The sequence below is a fragment of the Actinoallomurus sp. CA-142502 genome (assembly GCF_050936355.1).
GTDB lineage: Bacteria > Actinomycetota > Actinomycetes > Streptosporangiales > Streptosporangiaceae > Actinoallomurus > Actinoallomurus iriomotensis.
The window spans coordinates 9,652,084-9,669,321 of record NZ_JBNJMY010000001.1 but is presented as its reverse complement, the minus strand read 5'-3'; the positions used below and the strand labels follow the sequence as shown (position 1 = coordinate 9,669,321).

General features: G+C 72.1%; 21 protein-coding genes. 9 read left to right on the top strand and 12 right to left on the bottom strand.

Annotated elements, in window-relative coordinates:
- The first annotated feature begins 68 nt into the window (after positions 1-68).
- The 4 genes from ACQEV1_RS45235 to ACQEV1_RS45220 all read left to right on the top strand — a co-directional run bounded on the left by ACQEV1_RS45235 (position 69) and on the right by ACQEV1_RS45220 (position 2,730).
- Positions 69-818: an MBL fold metallo-hydrolase gene (locus ACQEV1_RS45235; protein WP_285626576.1), complete on the top strand. Its 750-nt coding sequence runs from the start codon at positions 69-71 to the stop codon at positions 816-818.
- Between the two features lie 51 nt (positions 819-869).
- Positions 870-1,589, top strand: coding sequence for a ribonuclease PH (gene rph / locus ACQEV1_RS45230; RefSeq protein WP_285626579.1), 720 nt, complete (start codon positions 870-872; stop codon positions 1,587-1,589).
- Positions 1,586-2,179, top strand: a complete 594-nt coding sequence (gene rdgB, locus ACQEV1_RS45225; protein WP_285579790.1) for an RdgB/HAM1 family non-canonical purine NTP pyrophosphatase — start codon at positions 1,586-1,588, stop codon at positions 2,177-2,179. The genes rph and rdgB overlap by 4 nt, the downstream gene beginning before the upstream one ends.
- Positions 2,180-2,277: 98 nt before the next feature.
- Positions 2,278-2,730 carry a hypothetical protein gene (locus tag ACQEV1_RS45220; RefSeq protein ID WP_433403364.1) on the top strand — a complete coding sequence of 151 codons (453 nt, stop codon included), beginning with the start codon at positions 2,278-2,280 and terminating at the stop codon, positions 2,728-2,730.
- Positions 2,731-2,751: 21 nt separating this feature from the next.
- On the opposite strand, the gene ACQEV1_RS45215 is transcribed toward ACQEV1_RS45220, so the two are convergent.
- The 9 genes from ACQEV1_RS45215 to ACQEV1_RS45175 all read right to left on the bottom strand — a co-directional run bounded on the left by ACQEV1_RS45215 (position 2,752) and on the right by ACQEV1_RS45175 (position 9,528).
- Positions 2,752-3,669 carry an anti-sigma factor RsbA family regulatory protein gene (locus tag ACQEV1_RS45215; RefSeq protein ID WP_433403361.1) on the bottom strand — a complete coding sequence of 306 codons (918 nt, stop codon included), beginning with the start codon at positions 3,667-3,669 and terminating at the stop codon, positions 2,752-2,754.
- Positions 3,666-4,547 (bottom strand): MEDS domain-containing protein, encoded by an 882-nt coding sequence (locus ACQEV1_RS45210; protein ID WP_285626588.1) that lies wholly within the window; start codon positions 4,545-4,547, stop codon positions 3,666-3,668. The genes ACQEV1_RS45215 and ACQEV1_RS45210 overlap by 4 nt, the downstream gene beginning before the upstream one ends.
- A 76-nt stretch (positions 4,548-4,623) precedes the next feature.
- Complete coding sequence (locus tag ACQEV1_RS45205) at positions 4,624-5,124, bottom strand: flavin reductase family protein (RefSeq protein ID WP_433403357.1); 501 nt, start codon at positions 5,122-5,124, stop codon at positions 4,624-4,626.
- Positions 5,109-5,630: an NAD(P)H-dependent oxidoreductase gene (locus ACQEV1_RS45200; protein WP_285626593.1), complete on the bottom strand. Its 522-nt coding sequence runs from the start codon at positions 5,628-5,630 to the stop codon at positions 5,109-5,111. Before ACQEV1_RS45200 ends, ACQEV1_RS45205 begins: the two co-directional genes overlap by 16 nt.
- 58 nt (positions 5,631-5,688) lie before the next feature.
- On the bottom strand, positions 5,689-6,780 hold the full coding sequence (locus tag ACQEV1_RS45195; protein ID WP_433403354.1) for an LLM class flavin-dependent oxidoreductase: 1,092 nt from the start codon (positions 6,778-6,780) through the stop codon (positions 5,689-5,691).
- Between the two features lie 64 nt (positions 6,781-6,844).
- Entirely contained in the window at positions 6,845-7,840 is a 996-nt protein-coding gene (locus ACQEV1_RS45190; protein ID WP_433403351.1) for an ABC transporter substrate-binding protein, read from the bottom strand.
- The gene (locus tag ACQEV1_RS45185; RefSeq protein ID WP_433403348.1) at positions 7,837-8,568 is read right to left on the bottom strand and encodes an ABC transporter ATP-binding protein; all 732 of its coding nucleotides are present in this window, start codon (positions 8,566-8,568) and stop codon (positions 7,837-7,839) included. Before ACQEV1_RS45185 ends, ACQEV1_RS45190 begins: the two co-directional genes overlap by 4 nt.
- On the bottom strand, positions 8,541-9,365 hold the full coding sequence (locus ACQEV1_RS45180; protein ID WP_433403347.1) for an ABC transporter permease: 825 nt from the start codon (positions 9,363-9,365) through the stop codon (positions 8,541-8,543). The genes ACQEV1_RS45185 and ACQEV1_RS45180 overlap by 28 nt, the downstream gene beginning before the upstream one ends.
- A 79-nt stretch (positions 9,366-9,444) precedes the next feature.
- The gene (locus ACQEV1_RS45175; RefSeq protein WP_432705611.1) at positions 9,445-9,528 is read right to left on the bottom strand and encodes a putative leader peptide; all 84 of its coding nucleotides are present in this window, start codon (positions 9,526-9,528) and stop codon (positions 9,445-9,447) included.
- Positions 9,529-9,606: 78 nt separating this feature from the next.
- Between ACQEV1_RS45175 and ACQEV1_RS45170 the strand changes: the two genes are divergently transcribed.
- Complete coding sequence (locus ACQEV1_RS45170; RefSeq protein ID WP_433403344.1) at positions 9,607-10,434, top strand: SDR family NAD(P)-dependent oxidoreductase; 828 nt, start codon at positions 9,607-9,609, stop codon at positions 10,432-10,434.
- A gap of 46 nt (positions 10,435-10,480) precedes the next feature.
- Here the strand turns inward: ACQEV1_RS45170 and ACQEV1_RS45165 are convergent, their stop codons facing one another.
- Both ACQEV1_RS45165 and ACQEV1_RS45160 read right to left on the bottom strand, forming a co-directional pair.
- A complete protein-coding gene (locus tag ACQEV1_RS45165) occupies positions 10,481-11,605 on the bottom strand; it encodes a CU044_5270 family protein (RefSeq protein ID WP_285626605.1) in 1,125 nt (374 codons plus the stop codon).
- Entirely contained in the window at positions 11,602-12,153 is a 552-nt protein-coding gene (locus tag ACQEV1_RS45160; RefSeq protein WP_433403341.1) for an RNA polymerase sigma factor, read from the bottom strand. Before ACQEV1_RS45160 ends, ACQEV1_RS45165 begins: the two co-directional genes overlap by 4 nt.
- A gap of 258 nt (positions 12,154-12,411) precedes the next feature.
- On the opposite strand from ACQEV1_RS45160, the gene ACQEV1_RS45155 reads away from it, so the two are divergent.
- From ACQEV1_RS45155 to ACQEV1_RS45145, 3 genes are all read left to right on the top strand, one after another.
- Positions 12,412-13,662, top strand: a complete 1,251-nt coding sequence (locus tag ACQEV1_RS45155; protein WP_285579816.1) for a S53 family peptidase — start codon at positions 12,412-12,414, stop codon at positions 13,660-13,662.
- 372 nt (positions 13,663-14,034) lie between these two features.
- Positions 14,035-15,207, top strand: a complete 1,173-nt coding sequence (locus ACQEV1_RS45150) for a S53 family peptidase (RefSeq protein WP_285626613.1) — start codon at positions 14,035-14,037, stop codon at positions 15,205-15,207.
- A gap of 111 nt (positions 15,208-15,318) precedes the next feature.
- Complete coding sequence (locus tag ACQEV1_RS45145; protein WP_285626619.1) at positions 15,319-15,738, top strand: hypothetical protein; 420 nt, start codon at positions 15,319-15,321, stop codon at positions 15,736-15,738.
- Positions 15,739-15,763: 25 nt separating this feature from the next.
- Here the strand turns inward: ACQEV1_RS45145 and ACQEV1_RS45140 are convergent, their stop codons facing one another.
- Positions 15,764-16,603 (bottom strand): helix-turn-helix transcriptional regulator, encoded by an 840-nt coding sequence (locus tag ACQEV1_RS45140; protein WP_433403336.1) that lies wholly within the window; start codon positions 16,601-16,603, stop codon positions 15,764-15,766.
- A gap of 177 nt (positions 16,604-16,780) precedes the next feature.
- On the opposite strand from ACQEV1_RS45140, the gene ACQEV1_RS45135 reads away from it, so the two are divergent.
- A complete protein-coding gene (locus ACQEV1_RS45135) occupies positions 16,781-17,236 on the top strand; it encodes an MSMEG_6728 family protein (RefSeq protein WP_285626625.1) in 456 nt (151 codons plus the stop codon).
- Positions 17,237-17,238 lie beyond the last annotated feature (2 nt).

The window sequence follows — 17,238 nt, the reverse complement described above, 5'->3', positions numbered from 1 at the left end:
GGATGACGCACGAAGGCGACAGCGGAACCGATCGTCCTGCTCTCGGGCGACGTGAGGAGGCCGGCAACGTGCGGATTACGGTGATCGGCTGTTCGGGGAGCTTTCCGGGGCCGGACAGCCCGGCCTCGTGTTATCTGGTCCAGGCCGGCGGCTTCGCGCTGCTGCTCGACCTCGGCAGCGGCGCCCTCGGCGCGCTGCAGAACCACATCGGCCTCTATGACATCGATGCGATTCTGTTCACTCACCTGCACGCGGACCATTGCCTGGATCTCTGTGGTTACTGGGTGGCGCGCAAGTACGCACCGGACGGCCTGAAACCACGCATCCCGGTCTACGGGCCGGGCGGAGTGGCCGAGCGGATGGCGCGCGCGTACGACCTGGATCCCGAGCCGGGCATGTCGGAGGCGTTCGACTTCCGCACGCTGGCGCCGGGGACGTTCGACGTCGGGCCGTTCACCGTGACGGCCGCGACGGTGAACCATCCGGTCGAGGCGTACGGGTTCCGCGTGGAGTACGAGGGCGCGGCCCTCGCCTACACCGGCGACACCGGAGAGTGCGAGGCGCTCGTGGACCTGGCGCGCGGCGTCGACCTGCTGCTGGCCGAGGCGTCCTTCGTCGAGCGGGAAGGGCTGCCGGACGATCTGCATCTCACCGCGCGGCAGGCGGGCGTGTACGCCACGCGGGCGGACGCCGGGCGGCTCGTCCTCACCCACCTGGTCCCGTGGAACGACCCCGGCCACACGCTGGCGGAGGCGAAGTCCAGCGGTTACCGGGGTCACATCGAACTGGCCAGCCAAGGAGCCGTGTACGACCTGTAGATCGCGCCGGGCCGCCGCCCCCGGCGGTCCGGTCTCGATAGGGTGAACGACATGGCTCGTCCCGACGATCGTTCAGCCGACCAGCTCCGCCCCGTCACCATCCGTCGCGGATGGCTCACCCATGCGGAGGGCTCGGTGCTGGTGGAGTTCGGCGGCACCCGCGTTCTGTGCGCCGCCACGGTGCAGGGCTCGGTGCCCCGGTGGCGCCGCGACTCCGGACTCGGCTGGGTCACCGCGGAGTACGCGATGCTTCCACGCGCGACCACGACGCGCAACGACCGCGAGTCGGTCAAGGGGAAGATCGGCGGCCGTACGCACGAGATCTCCCGGCTCGTCGGCCGGTCCCTGCGGGCGTGCGTCGACTTCAAGGCGCTCGGTGAGAACACCATCCTGCTCGACTGCGACGTGCTGGAGGCCGACGGCGGCACCCGCACCGCCGCGATCACCGGGGCGTACGTCGCCCTGGCCGACGCGGTCGCCTGGATGCGTGACCGCAAGATGGTCAAGTCCAGCCCGCTCGTCGGTTCCGTCGCCGCGGTGAGCGTCGGCATCATCGACGGCGAGCCCCGGCTCGACCTGTGCTACGAAGAGGACGTCGCGGCCGAGACCGACATGAACGTCGTCTGCACCGGCGACGGCCGCTTCGTCGAGGTCCAGGGCACGGCCGAGGGCCAGCCGTTCGACCGTTCGGAGCTCGACGCGCTGCTCGACCTGGCGGCCGGCGGCTGCGCCGAGCTCACCCGCATCCAGCAGGAGGTCCTGGGCTCGTGAAGGTCGTCCTCGCCACCCGCAACCAGGGCAAGGTCGTCGAGCTGCGCCGGATCCTCGACGGCGTCGACGTCGTCGGCCTCGACGAGTACCCGGACGCGCCCGACGTCCCGGAGACCGAGCTGACGTTCCAGGGCAACGCCCTGCTGAAGGCGCGCGCGATCGCCGCGCACACCGGCCTGCCCGCCGTCGCCGACGACTCCGGCCTGTGCGTCGACGCGCTGAACGGCATGCCGGGAGTCTTCTCCGCCCGCTGGGCGGGCCGGCACGGCGACGACGAGGCCAACATCGACCTGCTGCTGGGGCAGCTGGCCGACGTGGCGCCGGAGCTGCGGGGCGCCCGCTTCGTCTGTGTCGCCGCCGTCGCCTGGCCGTCGGGCGAGGAGGAAACGGTCGAAGGCCAGCTGAGCGGCCACGTCATCGGCGAACGCCGCGGCGCGAACGGCTTCGGCTACGACCCGATCTTCGTCCCGGACGACGAGACCCGTACGACCGCGGAGCTGTCGCCGGAGGCGAAGGACGCCATCAGCCACCGCGGCAAGGCGTTCCGCGCCCTCGCCGAACGCCTGGCCCAGCGGCCGGCGACCGCGTAGTCGCCGCTCCGTAGTCCTACAAATAGGACGTAGGGGCATGACAACGACAAAGTTGCCTTAGGCGTCAATCAATCGTGTCCAAATTGATCATGCGCCGGATGGCGTTCCTTGTCGCACTGCCGATCCTCGCCACGGGCTGTGGTGGCTCGTCCTCCGGCGACTCGAAGGGCGAGAGCACCGGCGCCCCGACGTCTCCGGCCGCGACCCGGCCCGCGGCGGCCGGCGCCGGCACGACCGGCTACACGACGCCCATGCAGATCGCCCAGAAGATCAAGAAGGCCGGTCTGGGCTGCGCGAGCCCCAAGCCGGCCGAGGTGGCGGGGGGTAAGAAGGTGACCTGCACGGTCAACGGCGAGCAGGTCAACATCGAGGTCTATCCGTCGGAGCAGGTCTTCAAGCAGGTGATGAAGGCCGTCTGTGGCACGGGCGTCAAGATCGCGGCCGTCTCCGACAACCAGCGGTGGGACGTCACGCCGGACACCGCGCGTACCGCCAAGCGCCTGCAGAAGGTGGTCGGGGGGCGGGCGGAGATGCTCTGCGCCCACATCTAGCCGCTGCCGCGCCCGCGTCCGTCAGCGGGTGCGGACGCGCAGGCGGATGTCGGTGCCACCCGGGCCCGTACGGAGCTGGACCAGGGGGCACAGCATGCGGACGCCCCACAGGCCGAAGCCCGCGCGGACGAACGGGTCCGGCGGCAGGAAGCCCGGCAGGCCCTCCGGCGTCCAGTGACCGCCGTCCGTCACGTCGACCACGACGTCGCCGTTGTCCGCCCACGTGCGGCAGGTGACCGGGGGCAGGCCGTGCCGGATCGCGTTGGTGGCGACCTCCGTCGTCGCGACGAGCAGATCGTGCAGGCGGGCGGAGGAGATGCCGTGGCGCTCGGCGTGGTCACCGATGAAGGCGCGCAGCCGCCGCAGGTCGATGTCGTCGACCGGCATCGCGTACGCGTCCGGGGGAACGGGGGGCAGCGGTCGCCCGTCGATCTCGGCGTACACCGTGGCCGGGTCGGTGTACGCCGCGTTGGCGTGCGGGCCGGAGTCGCCGAGCAGCTCCGGATGGGTGCGCAACGCGCCGTCGAGCACGTCGGCGGCCGTGCCGCGTGCGTCGTACAGGCACAGCACGGACGCGTCGACCTGCGCGAACGCCTGGTTGACGATCGACTCGTAGCGGGTCCACTCGGAGATCTCGGCCGGTGTGCCGCCCTCCCAGCCGGGTTCGGCGAGGACGCGGAGGTGCCGGCCGGGGTTGTGGTCGATGAAGGAGCTGTACGCCGCGATGGTGCGCGTCGGCTGGGCGTACCAGCATGCCGCGTCGCGAAACTCCACGTCGCCGGTGCCGAGGGTCCGGCGCAGCAGGTCGAGCGAGGAGGCGGGCGCGACGGCGAGCACCACCTCGCCGGCGACCAGGCCCTCGTGGAGGAACGGGATCGTGGCGTCGAGGAAGGCCCGCTCGTCGGCGTAGACCATGGCGCGGTGGAGCAGTCTCGTCATGGGCGCGCCCCCGTGCCGATCTTCAGCCAGGGGTGCATCGGCCCGCCGACGAGCTGGACGACCTCGGTGAGGTCGGGTGGCGGCTCGTCGAGGATCAGGCTGCCGCGGCTGGCCATGCGTATCGCCGCGCCGGCCATCATGTTCAGCGCTCCGAGGTCGATGAAGCGCAGGTCGCGAAGGTTGAGGTGGATGTCGCCGCCCTGGGCCGTCACGGAGTGCAGGGCTTCGGCGAACACCGTGTGCCGCGCGCCGTCGAGCTCGCCGGTCAATCGCAGGCCACGCGGCGCGAACGTGCGGGTGATGGTGAGGACACCATCGTCGAATTCCGGGTCGGCGCCCACGAGGACCTCATGTGTCTCTTTGAGTGCGGCGAGCTCGTCGCGTGTGCACGAACGCCGGTCGACCTGGCAGATCGCCATCGCGGTGGTGCTGGGAGCGATGGCCGCGTCGACGCCCGCCTCGCAGTCGAGGACGCGTAAGCGGCCGCTGCGCTGCCGGATCGCCCAGGTCATGTCCGCGGTGATGCGAACGCCGCGGAAACGGTCGCGCTCCGCGCGGGCCAGCGCGTCCTCGAACGAGGCGGCCATCCGGCCGGGGTCCAGGACCCCGGCCGTCAGGCAGGTCTCCGAGCGCGGGAGGACGGCGAGCTGACCGGTGCGCAGGTAGGAGTCGAGGTCGAAGCCGTCGCTCCCGCGTAGGCCGGGAAGCTCGTGCGGGTCGGCGTCGGTCACGTAGATGACCTTGTCCGCCGTGAGGAGTCCGTCGCGCAGGAACGCGCCGATGACGTAGTCCTGCTCCTCCTGGCTGGAGTAGGAGAACCAGGCGTGGTCTCCGGGCAGCATCTGCCCAACGGATCGTTCGGCGAACCAGCTGTCCATGGGCTCCACCCCGACGGCTCCGGCAGGTGCGTTCAGCTTAAGCCCAACGACTCGACGTGTCTTTGACTCGCACTGCCTACGTATGCGGATCGAAGCGGCCGTACCGGCCATGGTGGTACAGGAGCGGCTCTCCCGAATCGCCCAGCTCGGAGCCCACGACGAGGCCGACGACGAGCCAGTGGTCGCCCAGCGCGATGGTGTCGTACGGCTCGCAGACGAGGTGGGCCGCCACCCCGGCCAGAATCGGCACGTCGTACGGGCCGGAGCGCCAGCGCGTCGGAGCCGCGAACCGGTCGATGCCGCGCCCGGCGAACCGCGCCGCCAGCGCCGCCTGGCCGCTCCCGAGCACGTTGACCGCGAAGTACGGCGCCTCGCGCAGGTCCGGCCAGGTGGTCGACTCGCGGTTCACGCAGAACGACACCAGCGGCGGATCGAGGCTGACCGAGGTCAGCGAGGTGGCGGTCATGCCGACCGGTCCCGGACCCGTGACCACGACCACCCCGGCGGCGTGCCGGCCGAGCGCACGGCGGAACCGGGCGGCGTCCACGATCGGGGTCTGACTCACTCTGGTGCCCATACCGACTCCGGTATCCGTAGCGTGGCCGCCCATTCCGCCAGGACCTCCCCGAGGCGTTCCAGGTCCGACTCGACGACCGCGAGGCCCGGGGTGGGCACGGTCGCGCCGAGTTCGACCAGGAGCGGGCGCAGGTGTACCTCGACGGCGAGCGCGTGCCGCGGCGAGCCCATCACGAGCAGCGGCACCGCGGTGACCCCGGCCAGCGAGCGCACCCGGTCGAGGAACGCCTTGAGCAGGCCGGTGTACGTGCCCTTGTACGTCGGGCTCGCCACCACCAGGAGCCCGGCCGTGCTGACGCGCTCGACCGCGTCCTCGACCGCGGCCGAGGGCGTGGGGCCCAGCAGGACCGGGGCGAGCGCGGTCAGGTCGATCACGTCGGGCGTCGCGTCCGGCGCGAGGGCGCGGGCCGCCCGCACGGCGACCGTGTGCGTACGCGACGCCGGGCGCGGGTTGCCGACCAGCGCGACGACGCCCCCGCCGCGCAGGGTCGGTGCCGGGGCGCTCACCTGGCCCCGCCTTCCCGGCCGGGACTCGGAACGCCTGACGCGGCGAGTTCGGATGTTCTCATGCGGCCTCCTTCAGTAGCTTCGGCAGCACGCCCTCGCCGAACCAGTACGCCTCCTCCAGGTGCGGGTACCCGGACAGGATGAACTCCTCCAACCCGAGTGAGGCGTACTCCGCGATGCGTTCGGCCACCTGCGCGTGGCTGCCGACGAGCGCGGTGCCCGCGCCCCCGCGTACCAGGCCGACGCCGGCCCACAGGTTCGGGTAGATCTCCAGGTCGTGGACGGAGCCGCCGGACCGGTACTCCTCGTGCAGCGCGCGCATCCGCGCCTGGCCGACCGACTCGCTGCGCGCCAGGCCGCTCTGGGCGGCGGCGATCTCGGCCGGGTCGAGGTCGTCCAGCAGCCGCTCGGCGGTCCGCCACGCCTCCTTGGCCGAGTCGCGGGTCACGACGTGCAGCCGGATGCCGAAGCGGATCTCACGGCCCTCGCGCTCGGCGAGCTCGCGGACCCACTCGATCTTGCGTTTCACCTGGGCGGGCGGCTCACCCCAGGTCAGGTAGACGTCCACGTGCTTGGCGGCCACCGGTCCGGCCGCCGCCGAGGACCCGCCGAAGTACAGCCGGGGCCGCGGGTCCGGCGGCGTGGAGACCGTCGCGCCCTCCACCTGGTAGTGGTCGCCGCTGAAGTCGTACGGCCGTCCGCTCCACGCGCCGCGCAGGATGGACAGGAACTCATCCGTGCGGGCGTACCGCTCGTCGTGGGAGAGACGGTCGCCGAAGCGCGCCTGCTCGGCCGTCTCACCGCCGGTGACGATGTTGAGCAGCAGCCGCCCGCGCGACAGGCGCTGGTAGGTCGCCGCCATCTGCGCGGCGAGCGTGGGCGACAGCGCGCCGGGGCGGAAGGCCACGAGGAACTTCAGGCGTTCGGTCTCCCGGGTGAGCGCGGCCGTGGTCAGCCAGGCGTCCTCGCACTGTGTGCCGGTGGGCGTGAGCACGCCCTCGAAGCCGAGCTGCTCGGCCGAGCGGGCGATCTGCGCGAGGTACTCGATGTCCGGCGGCCGCTGCACCCCGCGCCGGGCGGCGCCGTGCCCGCCGCCGACGAGGTTGCGCCCGTCCCCACTCGTCGGCAGGAACCAGTGAAAGGTGGTCATGAGCCCTCCTTCGTCGGGGGTGAGACCAGGTCGCCGTGCTTGCCGATTCCCTCGCTTCGCTCGGTCATGAGGATCCTTTGGGAACGATGTCGTTGAAGCGCCGGTCGACGAAGTCGGCGATCTTCAACCGGCCGGGGATGAGCTTGGCGTCGGAGAAGGCGTCGGCGAGCGGCTGCTCGCCGGCGATCACGGTGTCGTCGACCGGCACGGGCTTGGTGATCCGCCGGTGCGCGGCGACCTTGGTGACCGCCAGGGGCAGGCCGATCTGCGCCGACCACGTTCTGGCCCACTCGTCGGGGTGGTTCGACGCCCAGAGAGTGGCGCGCTCCAGGCGGCTCAGGTAGTCGCGGATCGCCGCGACCTTGGCCTTGTCCTTCAGCGCCTTGGCGGCCGCGACGTTGAAGTTGTAGTTGGTGCCGAACCCGTTGCCCCACACCAGGATGCGGGCGCCGGTCTGGGCCTGGGCCTGCGCGGCGTAGGGGTCCCAGATGGACCAGGCGTCGACCTTGCCGCCGCTGAACGCCGAGAGGGCGTCGGCGGGCTGGAGGTACTCCGGCCGGATGTCGCCGAAGCCGATGCCGGCCTTCTTCAGCACGCCGAGCAGGAGCGCGTGCGCGGAGCTGCCCTTGGCCAGTGCGACCTTCTTGCCCCTGAGGTCCGCGATGGTGCGGATCGGGGAGTTCCGGGGGACCAGGATCGCCTGCGCCTGGGGGTTCTGGGATCCCGCCGCGACGATCTTGATCTTGGATCCGGCCGCGGCGGCGAAGATCGGCGGGGTGTTGCCGACGGCGCCGATGTCGATGGCGCCCGCGTTGACGGCCTCCAGCAGCGGCGGACCGGACGTGAACTGCGACCAGGTGATCCGGTACTTCACGCCGGTGAGCCCGCCGGCGGCCTGGAGCAGCGCCTGGGAACCGGCCTTCTGGTCGCCGACGCGCAGCGTCACCTTGCTCAGGTCGACCGAGCCGTCCTTGCGGATCGCCGCGGTATCCGCGCCGTCCGTACCGCCGCAGCCCGCGAGGAGGACGAGCGCGCCGAGCAGAGGGAGGAGCCTCCTCATCGGGTCCCCTCCTCGACGCCGAGTTCTCCGAGCAGCCGGTCGCGCAGAGCGGTCAGGTCGGTGATCCGGCGTGGCCGCTCGGCCTCGATCCGCGACTCGTGCGCGATGCGTCCCTCGCCGAGCACGAGGACCCGGTCGGCCAAGAGCAGCGCCTCGTCGACGTCGTGGGTGACGAGCAGCACGCTGGTGTCGCGCGCATGGTGGTCCCACAGGTCGAGGACGAGCCGGTGCATGGTGATGCGGGTCAGGGCGTCCAACGCGCTGAACGGCTCGTCGAGCAGCAGCAGCCCGGGCTCGCGTACGAGGGCGCGGGCCAGCGAGGCGCGCTGGGCCTCGCCGCCGGACAGGGTGAGCGGCCACGCGTCGGCGCGCGCGGTGAGGCCGACCTCCCGCAGCGCGTCGCGCGCCCGCTCCCGCCCGCCGGGCGGCAGGCCGAGGGCGACGTTGTCGATCACCCGTTTCCACGGCAGGAGCCGTGGCTCCTGGAAGGCCACCGCGACGGTGCCGTCGATGGCGAGCTCGCCGGTGGTGTCCCGGTCGAGGTCGGCCAGCGCGCGCAGCAGCGTCGACTTGCCCGAACCGCTGCGGCCGAGCAGCGCGACGAACTCCCCGCGCTCGATGTCCAGGTCGAGCCGGTCGAGGACGGGGCGGTCGCCGAAGGCCCGGCTGAGCCCGCGGATCCGCGCGGTGTGCTCGGGTGCTACGCGGGTTGGAAGGCGCGTCGCCATGCCAGTGCCCTCCTCTCGATGAGTCGTACGACGGCGTCGGTGATCAGCCCGAGAGCGCTGTAGACCACCAGCCCGACGACGATCACGTCGGTCCGCATGAACTCGCGGGCGTCGTTGATCATGTAGCCGAGGCCCGCGTCGGCGTTGACCTGCTCGGCGACGATCAGCGCGAGCCAGGCGACGCCGAGGCTCTGCCGCAGCCCGACGAGCGTCTGGGGGAGCGCGCCCGGCAGGATGACGTGCCGGATGAGCGCCGTGCGGCCGAGCCGCAGTGTCCGCCCCGCCTCGATGAGCCCGCCGTCGACGCCCCTGATGCCGGCGTAGGTGTTGAGGTAGAGCGGAAAGGCGACGCCGAGCGCGACGAGCGCGACCTTGGGCGTCTCGCCGATCCCGAACCAGAGGATGAACAGCGGGATGAGCCCGTAGAACGGCAGCGCCCGCAGCATCTGCATGGGCGGGTCGATGGCGTTCTCTCCGACCCGGCTGAGGCCGGCGGCCAGAGCCAGCACGACCGCGGCCACCGCCCCGATCACGAAGCCTTCGACGACTCGCTGGAGCGAGACCCCGATCGCGTTCGGCAGGGTGCCGTCGGCGGTCAGGTCGACCGCCGTACCGGCGATCTTCACGGGTGCGGCGATGAGACGTTCGGGGAGCAGGCCGGAGGAACTGGCGGCCTGCCAGAGGAGGAGAAGGACGATCGGGCTGATGAGCCGTTGGAGGCCGGTCGCCCGCGGGGCGCGGGCGCGGGTTCGGGCAGCCTGCCGGGCCGCCCCGAGATCAAGGGCAGGTGAGGACATGAGAGACAAGACCCTTTGAGCGTGAGTTGTGCGGAGCAGGAGTGGCGCTCCGGAAGCCGAGGTTCGTTGGCTGCGGGGATCAGGTGGTCGGCGCACAGAGCGCGCTGGCCTGCCGCCGGAGGTCGACGTGCGGGCGCGTCACGAGGAGCTGACCTGTACTCACGCGCCCATCGTGAGCGACGTATTCGACAAAGTCAACCGGTAATATCGGGAATGTCGCCCGCTGGATACGATCGACCCCATGGCAGTGGTGGCGGTCGTGACCGGGGCGGCGAGCGGTATCGGACGGGCGACGGCGCTGGCCCTGGGCGCGCGCGGACTCACCGTGATCTGCGCCGACGTGGACGAGGAGCGCGCGGGCGAGGTGGGCGTGCCGTACCGGGTCGACGTGAGCGACGCACCGGCGATGGAGCGGTTCGCGGAGTGGGTGCGCGCCGAGCACGGCGCGCCGGCCGTCCTGGTCAACAACGCGGGCATCGGCATCGGCGGTTCGTTCTTCGACCACACGGTGGCGGACTGGCGGCGGATCGTCGACGTCAACCTCATGGGCGTCGTGCACGGCTGCCTGTTCTTCGGTCCGCAACTGCTCGAACGCGGGCGCGGGCACATCGTCAACGTCGCCTCGGCCGCGGCGTACACACCGACCCGGACCCTGCCGGCGTACGGCGCCACGAAGGCCGGCGTGCTGATGCTGACCGAGAGCCTGCGCGCGGAGCTGTCCGGCACGGGCGTCGGGGTCAGCGCGGTGTGCCCGGGATTCATCGCGACCGGCATCTACCGGGCGTCCCGGTACGCCGGCGTGGACCCCGCGGAGGGGACGCGCCGGGGAGAGCTCGCCGAGCGCCTCGCGGGCCGCTGGGCGCCGGGCCCGGAGACCGTCGCGAGGGCGATCGTGCGCGCCATCGAGCACGACCGCCCCCTGGTGCCGGTCACCGCGGGCGCGTGGGGCGCCTACGCCCTGGCCCGCCTGTCACCCGCGGCGATGCGACGCCTGGCCCGCCTGGGCGGCGACGATCCGTTTCTCCTGGTGGAGCGTTTCGCCGGGCGGTTCTTCCGTAAGAACACGTAGCCGATGGCGGCGGGCGCGCCGTCGCGCGCCCGCCGTCAGCGCACCGTCAGGAGGAGGGGACGGTGCCGATCCTGTCGACCCAGCCCTGGCGTTCGAAGGCCAGGTACTCGCCGGTGGCTCTCCGGGCGGCCTGGGGCAGCTGCTCGAAGTCGAGGAGCTGAGCGGTCGCCGGGTCCACCACGAGCCGCACGCCCGTGCCCCGGGCGGTGATCCCCACCCCGGACCGGCCCTCACGGTCGCGGATGCGTCCGGTGACGTGGACGGACGAGGAGTCCGCGAGGATCCGGTAGAGGGCCGCGCGGGTGCCGGGGGTGGTCGGGGCCATGAACAGGTCCCAGGCGCTCACGAAGACGTACTGGCCGAAGTCGGCGGTCGCGGTGTAGCCGTTCGCGCCGCCCACGCGGTCCTCCTGCCACAGCCTCCGCAGGTAGGCCTCCAGGCCGCTCTTGGTCGCCGGCAGCTTCGGCACGGTCCTCCACTCGATCTCGTGGGAGCCGATGTCGGGGTTCACCAGATGCGAACCCTTGTCGTACGTGACCGTGTGCGGCTTGGTGGCCGTCGTGCCGCCGTTGACGTCGAGTGGAGGGGAGCCCGCCGCCTTCCAGGCCGCCTCGTCCCTCTTGGCGGGGAAGGTGACCTGGACGTCCAGCGGCAGGTGCGTACGGAACCGCATGCCGGTCCCGCCCGGCAGCGTGCAGCTCCAGTTCTCGGTGCTGCTCGCGGTCCGCGCCTGGAACGCGGGGCCCTGGCCCTTGGGCGTCGGGAGCCCCGGGCCGGACTTGGCGGGCCCCTGGTCCTGCCACATGCGGGTCCGGGAGTACCAGCAGGTCCCGTGGGTGGCGGGCTGCTTGGCGGCCGTCTCCGCACTGGCCAGCAGGAACGTACGGGTATCGGTCGTGCTGCTCGGTCCGGTGCCGCCGTCGTGACCGCCGGACAGCGAGCCCGCGGCCAGCACCGCCCCGGCCGCCACCACCGCGGTCACGCCGATCGCGAAGGCCGGCCGCCGGACCGTTCGCCGCCTCCGTACCGGATCCGGGCTCGGGACGGACGTGCCGGCGCGCGTACGGACCAGCGCCGCGTCGGGGCGTCGTGCGTAGGCGGCGTCGGCGAGTTCGTCGACCATCGCGGGCCGCAGGGCGTGGATCACGCCGTCGAGTTCGTCGTGCTTCACGGCTTCTCCTGAATGACTCGGGGGCGCGGAGCGGGTGCCTCCGTGCCGGGGTCGGGGGACGCGTCGAGCGCCCTGGCCAGCCGGCGGCGGCCACGGTGCAGCCGGACGGTGAAGGCGGTGCGGGAACAGCCGGCGACCCGGGCCGCCTCGGCGGGCTCGAGCCCGTGCCAGGCGGTCAGCGTGACCGCCTCGGCCTCCTTGGGCGACAGCGCGCGCAGGGCGGCGAGCGCCTGGTCGCGGGCCACGACGTGGTCGGCGGCGTCCCAGGCGAGCCGGTCGGCGTCGGTGGTCAGGCCGGCCAGCCGGTCGACCAGGCCGCGCTCCTGGCCGGCCGCGCCGTGCGACCGGCGGGCGAGGTTCTTCGCCACGCCCAGCAGCCACGGCAGCGCCCGCTCAGGCACCTCGTCGATCTTTCGCCACGCGATCGTGAACACCTCGCCGGTCACGTCTTCGGCGGCCTGGGGCGCGACCCGCAGCACGACGTAGCCGAAGACGTTGCGGTAGTACGTCTCGTAGAGGCGGGTGAATCGGGCCTCTCGCTCGTCCACGCCACCTCCTCTCTTCTCGGGGGCGATACGTCGAGAAGTCGCCGTACGCGCCACCGGATTACGTCGGCGACCGAGGATTCTGCCCGAGCCGGGGACGGTCCTCGCGGTGGGGCCGGGCGGCTTCCGCTTCCGGCCAGAGCCGTTGACCTCACGCCTGACTGGGTTAGTTTCGGCTTGCTGGACGGCTTTGCGGCTATATGACCGTGACGCGGTATTCCGCGTTCGGGATAGAGACCATTCCCGTACAGGAGGTCGGATTTGAACCCCCGCCGAAGACTCGCCGTCGTCCTCACGGTCATCCTCACAACGGCCCTTACTCTGTCCTCCGTCTCCACCGCCGGCGCCGCCACGAGCTCGTCGAAGCTCAGCGTCGGATTCGGGTGTGCCTCGGCGACGGGCGCCGGGCGGCTGCACTGCTTCGGACGCATCCGGGCGCACCGCGCGAGCAACGGGAAGATCGCTCCGCTGACCGTCACCAGCCCGACCGGCCTGCTCCCGGCCGACCTGCAGTCGGCGTACAAGGTGGCCGGCCTGAACGGCGCCGGCCGTACGGTCGCGATCGTGGACGCACAGGACGACCCGAACGCCGAGGCCGACCTGGCCCACTACCGCTCCCAGCTCGGGCTGCCCGCCTGCACGACCGCGAACGGCTGCTTCAAGAAGGTCAACCAGAACGGCCAGGCCTCGCCGCTGCCCACCGCCGACTACGGCTGGGCGGAGGAGATCAGCCTCGACCTGGACATGGTCTCGGCGATCTGCCCCAGCTGCCACATCCTGCTGGTCGAGGCCGACGAGCCGACCGACGCGTCGCTCGGCACCGCCGTGGACACCGCCGCCGCCACGAGCGGCGTCGTGGCCATCTCCAACAGCTACGGCGGCGCGGAGGACTCGTCGATCCTCGCCGCGGACGCGCACTTCAACCACCCCGGCATCGCGGTGACGGCGAGCTCCGGTGACTCCGGCTACGGCGTCAGCTGGCCCGCCTCGTCGCAGTACGTCACCGCCGTGGGCGGCACGACCCTGACGAAGGCGAGCAACGCGCGCGGCTGGACCGAGACGGCGTGGTCGGGCGCCGGGTCGGGCTGCTCGGCGTACGAGCCCAAGCCGTCGTGGCAGCACGACACCGCCTGCGCCAAGCGCACGGTCGCCGACGTCTCGGCGGTCGCCGACCCGTCCACCGGCGTCGGCGTCTACGACACCTACAACAGCTGCGGGACCAGCTCCTTCTGCGACCTGCTGATCTCACTCGGCCTCGCTCAGGGCCTGGACGGCTGGGCCGCCGTCGGCGGCACGAGCGCGTCGTCACCGATCATCGCGAGCGTGTACGCGCTGGCGGGCAACACCGGGTCGACGACGTACGGGTCCTACCCGTACGCGCACACCTCGGCGCTGTTCGACGTCACGTCCGGCTCGAACGGAAGCTGCGGCGGCACCTACCTGTGCACCGCCGGAACCGGCTACGACGGGCCCACCGGACTCGGCACGCCGAACGGGACCGGAGGCTTCTGACGCAGGGCTTCACCCGGCCGTACGCGGCTCTCTCCGGAGCGCCGCGTACGGCCGTTCGCTCTTGTGCGAGCTTCACGGCTGGGGCCGGAATCGAGTCTGTCGTCGTTCTGGTAAGTGCGCGCCATGTGTTCGACGACAAGGCGCTGCATCGGCAGTAGCCAGGTCTGGCCCGCCGAATGGGTCCCGAGACTTCTGACACAGGGCTTGACCAGGCCGTACGTAGCCATCTCCGGAGTCTCCCGTGCGGCCGCCCACCCTGGGCCTGGAAGATGTTGACAGCACTTATTGGCAATTTGTCCCTGTCGCAGTTGATAAGGCGCGTGTAAAGATCGTCACGTCGTACCCCCCGCTCGCTCTTAGTTAGGAGAGCACATGCGACGACGCCTCACCGGGACCGTTCTGGGCGGACTGATCCTCGCCCTCGTCCCCTTCCTCACCGTGCCGGCCCAGGCGGCCGTGCCGTTCCACCATGCGTGCGCCACCGTGCACAAGGGACGGGCGAGCTGCACGGCGCTCGTCCGCAGCGATATCGCCATGAGCGCGAAGTCGCTGCGGAAGAAGGCCGCCGCCCCGTCCGGGCTCGCCCCGGCCGACCTGCAGGGCGCGTACAAGCTGCCGTCGTCGACCGCCGGCTCCGGCCAGACGGTCGCGATCGTGGACGCCTATGACGCTCCGACCGCAGAGGCCGACCTGGGCGTCTACCGGAGCCAGTACGGGCTGCCGGCGTGCACGACCGCGAACGGCTGCTTCAAGAAGGTCGACCAGAAGGGCGGAACGTCCTACCCGAAGAAGGACGGCGGCTGGGCGCAGGAGATCTCCCTGGACCTCGACATGGTCTCCGCGGTCTGCCCGAACTGCAAGATCGTCCTGGTGGAGGCGGACTCCCCGTCCTTCGCCGACCTCGGCGCGGCGGTGGACACGGCCGCCGGGCTCGCGAACGTCGTCAGCAACAGTTACGGCGGCTCGGACGCCTCCGACGACGACTACGGCAAGTACTACGACCACGACGGCGTCGCCATGACGGTCAGCTCGGGTGACTCCGGCTACGGCGTGGAGTACCCGGCCTCCTCGAAGTACGTCACGGCGGTCGGCGGCACCTCGCTGAAGACCGCGAGCAACAGCCGCGGCTGGGACGAGACAGTGTGGGACGGCGCGGGCAGCGGCTGCTCGGACCAGAACGCGGCGCTGTCTGCCCAGGCGGACGCCGACACCGGCTGCTCCGGGCGCGCCGTCGCCGACGTCTCCGCGGTGGCCGACCCTGCCACCGGCGTCGCCGTCTACGACAGCACCGCCTACCAGGGGCAGAGCGGCTGGATGGTCTTCGGCGGCACCAGCGTCGCGGCACCGGTCATCGCGGGCGTGTACGGCCTCGCCGGCAACGCCTCCGACGTCGACAACAACACGCCGTACGCGCACAAGGACGCACTGTTCGACGTGACGTCCGGTTCCAACGGCGCCTGCCCGACCGCGCAGCTCTGCACCGCGCGGACCGGCTGGGACGGCCCGACCGGTCTCGGCACGCCGAACGGCGTCGGGGCCTTCTGAGTGAGCGGGCCCGGCGCATCGGCGCCGGGCCCGTTCCGCCCGTATCGGGACCGGTCCCGTGACCGTTCGGCGAACATCGGTGCCGTCGCCCACGGTTCACGGAGGATCGAGATGATCGCGATACGGAATCGGATCACGCTGTTGAGCGTGGCCGCCCTGGCGTTGACCGGCTGCGCAGGAGCCGGCGGCTCCGCGTCGTCGTCGCCCGGCCGTTCCACTCCCGCCGGCTCCGGGAGATCGGCGGCGCCTGGACCGCACACGCTGGTCTTCTCGGTCACCGGGAAGGGCCACGTGGCGTCGATCACCTATGTCATCGATGGCAGGAAGGCCACGGAACGTTCGGTCGAGCTGCCCTGGCGCAAGACCGTGCAGGTGCCGCCGCGCGCGGGCGGCCACACCTGGGATCTGAGGACGCACCACGCGCGCGGAACGTCCACCGCCGTCGTGTACGTGGACGGTGCCGCCTACGGCGGCGGGACGTGCAGCGGAGCCGACTGCGAAGGCGGCAGCTCCGGCTCGATCGCCGGCTGAACCGGCGAGCGTACGGACTGCCGCCTCACCCGGCCGGGCGGGTGAGGCGAAGGCGGTCGCGGGTGGACTCGTCCCGCGGGGGATAGACGGCGACGGCAAGGCCGGCGGCGGACGGGAAGGTCAGCTCGGTCCGGTTGAACGTCAGGTCGCCCGCGACCGGATGCCGGAACCGCAGGACGCGGTCCCTCGGCTCGGCCACCTCGTGCCGTGCCCACATCTCGGCGAACTCCGGACTGGTCTCATGGAGACGGCGGAGGTCCTCCTCCCACGACGGGTCGCCGACGTGCCGGCCGTACGCCTCGCGGAGCCGCGCGACGAGATGCGGGACCTCCCGCTCGAAGTCGGGGAACCACTCGCGCGCCCGCGGCTCGGTGACGCAGCACCACAGAAGGTTCTTGTGGACGCACGGCAGGCTGTGCCAGTCGGCGAACAGGGCGACGTGCGCGGCGTTGGACTCGATGATGTCGAAGCGGCTGTTGGTCAGCGTGGCGGGGATCGGGTCGAGGCCGTGGAGGACGTCGCGCACCACGTCGGAGACCGCGGTCGTGCCGGCTCCGGCGCGCAGCGGAGTGGCCTCGGCGAGGCGGTAGAGGTGCTCGCGCTCGGCGCGGTCGAGCCGCAGCGTGCGGGCCACGGCGTCGAGCACCTGGCCGCTCGCGTTGATCGGGCGGCCCTGCTCGAGCCAGGTGTACCACGTGACGCCGACGCCGGCGAGCATCGCGACCTCCTCGCGCCGCAGCCCCGGTGTGCGGCGGCGAGGTGCCGGCGGCAGGCCGACCTCCTCCGGGCTCAGCCGGGCCCGGCGAGCCTTGAGAAAGCCGGCCAGCTCGACCCGGCGTGGTCGAACGGCGGCGTCGGTCGTCACGGCAGCCCCCTCACCCTGATTTCCCGTTTCCAACGTTAGGGACGGGGTCTGACATTTCCGGGCCGGCCGCCGACGGGCACGCCCTCCTGAGGCCACTGGATGGCGGATAGCCTGACCGGAGGGCGCCGCATCGGGCGCCGGCGGCCGGCCGGCGCCACGGGGTGATCAGGAGGCGCCGTGCAGACATTCCTGCCGTACGCCGGCTTCGCCGCGACCGCGCGGGTCCTCGACCCGCGGCGGCTGGGCAAGCAGCGGGTCGAGGCCCTGCAGGTGCTGCGCGGCCTGACCGTGCCGGACTACGGCTGGCGGCATCACCCGGCGGTGCGGATGTGGACGGGCTGCGAGGAGGCGCTGACGCGCTACGGCCTGGAGATCTGCCGCCAGTGGTGCAGTGCCGGACGGCGTGACACGTGCGCCGCCGCGCTGGTGACGCAACTGCGTACGACGCTGGGCCTCGACGCGCCCCGGAGCCAGACCGAGCTCCGCCGGGCCGGCGCGCTGCCCCGCTGGCTGGGCGACCCGGAGTTCCACCGCAGCCACCAGTCGGCCCTGGTGCGCAAGGACCCGGCCTACTACGGCCCGCTCTTTCCCGGGGTCCCGGCCGACCTGCCGTACGTGTGGCCCGGCGCCTGACC

Coding starts and splice junctions, on each gene's coding strand:
- ACQEV1_RS45170 (WP_433403344.1), top strand. CDS start 9,607: ATGGCAGTGGTGGCGGTCGTGACCGGGGCGGCGAGCGGTATCGGACGG.
- rph (WP_285626579.1), top strand. CDS start 870: ATGGCTCGTCCCGACGATCGTTCAGCCGACCAGCTCCGCCCCGTCACC.
- ACQEV1_RS45195 (WP_433403354.1), bottom strand. CDS start 6,780: ATGACCACCTTTCACTGGTTCCTGCCGACGAGTGGGGACGGGCGCAAC.
- ACQEV1_RS45220 (WP_433403364.1), top strand. CDS start 2,278: ATGGCGTTCCTTGTCGCACTGCCGATCCTCGCCACGGGCTGTGGTGGC.
- ACQEV1_RS45185 (WP_433403348.1), bottom strand. CDS start 8,568: ATGGCGACGCGCCTTCCAACCCGCGTAGCACCCGAGCACACCGCGCGG.
- ACQEV1_RS45190 (WP_433403351.1), bottom strand. CDS start 7,840: ATGAGGAGGCTCCTCCCTCTGCTCGGCGCGCTCGTCCTCCTCGCGGGC.
- ACQEV1_RS45215 (WP_433403361.1), bottom strand. CDS start 3,669: ATGACGAGACTGCTCCACCGCGCCATGGTCTACGCCGACGAGCGGGCC.
- ACQEV1_RS45145 (WP_285626619.1), top strand. CDS start 15,319: ATGATCGCGATACGGAATCGGATCACGCTGTTGAGCGTGGCCGCCCTG.
- ACQEV1_RS45210 (WP_285626588.1), bottom strand. CDS start 4,547: ATGGACAGCTGGTTCGCCGAACGATCCGTTGGGCAGATGCTGCCCGGA.
- ACQEV1_RS45150 (WP_285626613.1), top strand. CDS start 14,035: ATGCGACGACGCCTCACCGGGACCGTTCTGGGCGGACTGATCCTCGCC.
- ACQEV1_RS45205 (WP_433403357.1), bottom strand. CDS start 5,124: ATGGGCACCAGAGTGAGTCAGACCCCGATCGTGGACGCCGCCCGGTTC.
- ACQEV1_RS45180 (WP_433403347.1), bottom strand. CDS start 9,365: ATGTCCTCACCTGCCCTTGATCTCGGGGCGGCCCGGCAGGCTGCCCGA.